At 68.5% G+C, this 4,566-nt stretch carries 6 protein-coding genes; 3 read left to right on the plus strand and 3 right to left on the minus strand.

Annotation, left to right across the window (positions count from 1 at the left end; all coding sequences use genetic code 11):
- From AAF184_24805 to AAF184_24815, 3 genes are all read left to right on the plus strand, one after another.
- On the plus strand, positions 1-1,550 hold a 1,550-nt coding region (locus tag AAF184_24805; protein MEO0425578.1), incomplete at its 5' end, for a CIA30 family protein.
- 18 nt (positions 1,551-1,568) lie between these two features.
- Positions 1,569-2,675, plus strand: a complete 1,107-nt coding sequence (locus AAF184_24810; GenBank protein ID MEO0425579.1) for a sensor histidine kinase — start codon at positions 1,569-1,571, stop codon at positions 2,673-2,675.
- Entirely contained in the window at positions 2,672-3,274 is a 603-nt protein-coding gene (locus tag AAF184_24815; protein ID MEO0425580.1) for a response regulator transcription factor, read from the plus strand. The genes AAF184_24810 and AAF184_24815 overlap by 4 nt, the downstream gene beginning before the upstream one ends.
- A 28-nt stretch (positions 3,275-3,302) precedes the next feature.
- On the opposite strand, the gene AAF184_24820 is transcribed toward AAF184_24815, so the two are convergent.
- From AAF184_24820 to AAF184_24830, 3 genes are read right to left on the minus strand one after another with little or no spacing between them, the layout of a single operon-like run.
- Entirely contained in the window at positions 3,303-3,596 is a 294-nt protein-coding gene (locus AAF184_24820; protein MEO0425581.1) for a hypothetical protein, read from the minus strand.
- Positions 3,586-3,960 (minus strand): hypothetical protein, encoded by a 375-nt coding sequence (locus AAF184_24825; protein MEO0425582.1) that lies wholly within the window; start codon positions 3,958-3,960, stop codon positions 3,586-3,588. The genes AAF184_24820 and AAF184_24825 overlap by 11 nt, the downstream gene beginning before the upstream one ends.
- 11 nt (positions 3,961-3,971) lie before the next feature.
- Positions 3,972-4,271: a GIY-YIG nuclease family protein gene (locus tag AAF184_24830; protein MEO0425583.1), complete on the minus strand. Its 300-nt coding sequence runs from the start codon at positions 4,269-4,271 to the stop codon at positions 3,972-3,974.
- Positions 4,272-4,566 lie beyond the last annotated feature (295 nt).

Consider the following 4,566-nt stretch of genomic DNA (forward strand, 5'->3'; position numbering starts at 1 on the left):
CGGGCCTCACCGCGCTGCCGGGACTCATCGACGCCCACGTCCACACCTTCGGCAATGCCCAGCGCGACGCCCTGCGCTTCGGCGTGACCACCGTGCTCGACATGTTCACGGACCCGGCCAACCTCGCCGGCGCCCGCGAGGCACGCGAGGGCTACGAGGCAACGGCGGATGCCGCCCTGTTCAGCGCTGGCATGCTGGCGACCGTGGACGGCGGCCACGGCACCCAGTTCCCGATCGACGTAGACACCCTGGAGGATCCAAGCGAAGCGACGGCGTGGGTCGCCAGGCGGGTCGCGGAGGGTTCCGACTACATCAAGCTGGTGTACATGCCCGAGTGGGCGGGCCGTCCGAGCCTCGACCTCGCCACCGCCAGCGCCGTCATCGACGCCGCCCATACGGCGGGACTGCAGGCCGTGGCCCACATCGCCACCCAGCAGGGCGCTCGCCAGATGCTGGAGGCCGGCATCGACGGCTTCGTGCACATCTTCGCGGACTCGATCGTGGAGGAGGAGTTCCTGGCCGAGGCGCGTGAGCGAGGGGTCTTCGTCGTGCCCACGCTGGCGGTGATCGCCTCAGCGGGCGGCGAGTCCTTGGGCCCCGCGCTACTCGAACACGCAGGACTGGGGGAACGCGTGAACGATCTGGCACGCACGAACCTACGACAAACCTTCGGTAGCTTCCGCTCGCCGATCTTCGACCTGGAGAAAGCGCTCACCAACGTGCGGCGCTTTCACGAGGCGGGCGTGCCCGTGCTGGCCGGCTCCGACGCCCCCAACCCTGGCACAGCCCACGGCATCAGCCTCCACGGCGAACTCCGCCTGCTCGTGCGCGCGGGCCTGTCGCCGGCCGAAGCGATCGCCGCCGCCACCCACTTGCCGGCCGAAGCCTTCGGGCTCGCCGGTCGCGGCCGACTCGAGGAGGGTGCACGCGCCGATCTGCTGATGGTCGCCGGCGATCCCACGCGCACCATCGAGAGCACCGGTGACATTCACTCGGTGCTGCGCAACGGCTTCATCGCCGGTGAAGCGCTGCCGGCGGCCAGCGAGAGCGTCGTGTTGGCGGGCGTGCTCAGTGATCTCGATACCGGCCTGGACGGCGCCGACGGCCTCACCTGGTCGGCCACCAGCGATGAGCTGATGGGAGGCTCCTCCGACGCGGCCCTCACCTTACTCGACGAGGCGACTACGAGCCGAGGCGGCACCCTGGGCGTGCGAGCGACGGTCACCGGTGCCTTCGCCTACCCCTGGGCTGGCGCCTTCCTCGGCTTCGACGCGCCGGATCGATCGGCTGATCTCTCCGCGGCGACGGCCGTGCGCTTCTCCGTACGCGGCACCCCCGCCCGCTATAGACTGATGATGTTCGAGCAGGGCAGCATGCGCACCCCGCCCACGGTGGCCTTCGCAGTGACAGAGCAGTGGCAGCAGGTGGAAATTCCCTTGAGCGACTTCGTGAACTTCACCGCCGCGCGCTTCGTCGGCATGGCGTTCGTGAGCCCGGACGCCCCCGGCGAATACGCCTTCGCCCTCGACGACGTACAGTTGGTGCCCTGAGCCCGCCGGAGCCTTGCGATGAGTGCTGAGGACGATCCCCAGACCGATCAGGAACCCCGCCTGTGGCGCGTGTTCAACCTGGTCTACCTACTGTTCTACTTCACCGGCTGGCTGTGGCGAGCGCCGCAGGCGATCGACCTGATCGCCGCTGCCGCGGCCATCGCCATCTTCCTGCCCGTCTACTTCCGCGCTTACGAGTGCAGCGACCGGGGCGCCCTGCCCTACATCGCCATCATGGAGGGGTTGGCGTGGGCGACGGCGGGGTTTGCAGGCATCCACGGCGTGTTCCACACCTACGCCTGCGTGCAGGCGGCCTTCCAGCGGCCCCGTCGCCGGGGCATGTTGATCATCGGCCTGCTCAGCGTGGCCTACGGCGCCTTTGCTATCGCCACGCGCCAGCCCTACCTGTCCGTCTTCTTCAACCTCGGCTTTGGCATCATCATCGGCATCGCCTGCACGGCGACCGCCGAGAGCATCGAACGCGAGCGCAAGCTCAAGCGCACCCAGGTGCTCGAGCGCCAGCAGGCCACCCTCGCCGAACGCGAACGCATCGCCCACGAGCTCCACGACCTCCTCGGCCACACGCTCACCATGGTGGCGTTGAAGGCCGAGGTGGCGGCCAAGCTCCTGCAACGCGACCCCGAGCGCGCGGGCGATGAGATGCGCGAGGTGGCGACGGCCGCGCGCAGTGCCCTGAGCGAGATCCGCGCGGCGGTGTACGACATGACCGCCACCTCGGTGGAGTCGGAGATCGATCGCGCGCGCCTCGCCCTCGATGCCGCGGGCGTGGACCTCGAGATCCGCGGCGATGTGCCCCGCACGCTCGGCCCCACGCTAGGCAAGACCTTAGGGCTCTCCATCCGCGAAGCCACCACCAACATCGTGCGCCATTCCCAGGCCAGCGCAGCGCGGATCGAACTGGACCACGCGGAGGATCGGGTCGAGCTGGTGGTGGCTGACAACGGGGTCGGCACGGCGAGCGCCCGCGAAGGCGCCGGCCTCAGTGGCCTTCGCAATCGCGTGGAGGCCCTCGGCGGCGACGCCAAGATCGACCGCGAGGGAGGCATGCAGATCCGCATTCGCCTGCCGCTCAGCCCGCTCGGCGAGTCGGGAGGGGTGGCATGATTCGCGTGCTCATCGCCGAAGACCAGGCCATGCTGCGTGGCGCCCTGGCCACCCTGCTCTCCCTGGAGGACGACATCGAGGTGCTGGCCGAGGCTTGCGACGGCACGGAAGCTATCGATGGGGTTCGGCGACTTCGCCCCGATGTACTCATCACCGATATCGAGATGCCCGGCCACAGCGGCATCGAGCTGGCCGAGATGATTCGCGACGCGCGCCTGCCGACCCGCGTGCTCATCGTGACCACCTTCTCGCGCCCGGGCTACCTGCAGCGTGCCCTGAATGCCGACGTCGCAGGCTACGTGCTCAAGGACGCCTCCAGCGACGCCCTCGCCGGCGCCGTGCGCGCCGTGAGTCGGGGCGAGCGCCACGTGCCGTCGGAACTTGCCGAACTCGCCTGGACCACGCCCGACCCGCTCACCGATCGGGAGCGTCAGGTGCTGCAGCTCGCGGAAGCGGGCCTGCAGAACAAGCAGATCGCGGCGGAACTCGGGCTCAGCGCCGGCACCGTGCGCAACTACCTGGCGGACGCGATGGACAAGCTACAGGCGGGCAATCGGGTCGAAGCCTTCCGGATGGCGCGAGATCTAGGCTGGCTGTAAAGGCGTACGCACGCCGCGGCGCACGTGCCTACGAGCGCCGGATGCGCACCACGTTCATCACGTCCATGCTGATCCCCGCCACCTCGTGGGTCGAGGCGTAATAGGTGAGGTCCACGCGCGCACCCTTCAGGTCGCGGTAGCGCTTCTTGCGTTTGTAGCGGAAGGGGGTGTCGCAGTCTTCGATCATCAGCGTGTTGATCAGCCACTCCCCCTCCTGGCGTTGGGTGTGGGAGAGCACCCGCTTGTGCTGGGAGTGGATCAGCTGCTGGTGCTGCTCCAAGAGCTTGGCCACCGGCTTCGGGGGCACATCATCACGGTCCATCGGCATGCCTTGCCTCGAGTTCCGATAGAAATGCCTGCGCGAGGGCTGCGGGAGCGCCGCGACGGTGATCGTCGAGGTCACCCCACTTGCGGCAGTACCAACAGATGCGCACGGCGGCGGAGTACTCATCCTCCGGCTCGCCGAGTTTCTCGCGCAGAGCGAGAATCTGCGCGCCGAGGGCGACGAGGCGCTCCGTCGTCTCATCCGTCGCGTGCTTCAGCTCAGGGTGGGGATTGAAGTCGGCGACGCAGAAGATTAGATCGTTGTCACCGCGGGCGGCGATGCGCAGGTGGGGGATGAGCGCCTCCTCGAGCTGTGCCTCCAGCGCGTCGAGGCGGGCGTAGAGTTTTCGCTTCGCGACCATAGGGCCGCATTCTACCCCGCCCCCAGCGCCGCCAACGCGCGCTCGAGGCTGGCGTCGCTGGCCAGCATCGCTAGCTTGCGCGCCCGCGGCAGACGCTTCACCTGCCACTCCAGGCGTAGCGCCTGCGAACGGGATCCCACCGGCGCGTGCGCCACCAGGGTGAGCGGGCCGCGACCGCGCAGGTAGCGGGCCGTGCGAGCACCGTTGGCCTCGTGCTCGGCGAAGCGACGGGCGACGTCCGTGGCCACCCCCGTGTAAATCTCGCCGGAGGCGCAGCGCACGAAATAGATGAACCAGGCGTTGTCAGCCATCCCACGAACACCCTTGAGCAGACACTTCCTGACCACTCGATCGACCAAGCTCACTCACCATGGTAGTGCCTGTGAACGCGCTGCAGGTAATGGCAGGACTCGCTAGTCGGTCCGTCCCGGCACGTCGGATCAGTGGTACCGTATTCGTCATGAACCCCGTGCACGAGTTCCGCGTTCGTCGCCTTCCCGAGCTTGGCCTCGAAACGGTCCGTGCGCGCAGCGCGCGGCGCTTCGATCGCCACACCCATGAGCAATTCGGAATCGGCATCGTGACCGAGGGCGCCCAACGCTCCGC

It is taken from the genome of Pseudomonadota bacterium, from assembly GCA_039815145.1.
In the GTDB taxonomy this organism is placed as follows: Bacteria; Pseudomonadota; Gammaproteobacteria; order Steroidobacterales; family JBCBZW01; genus JBCBZW01.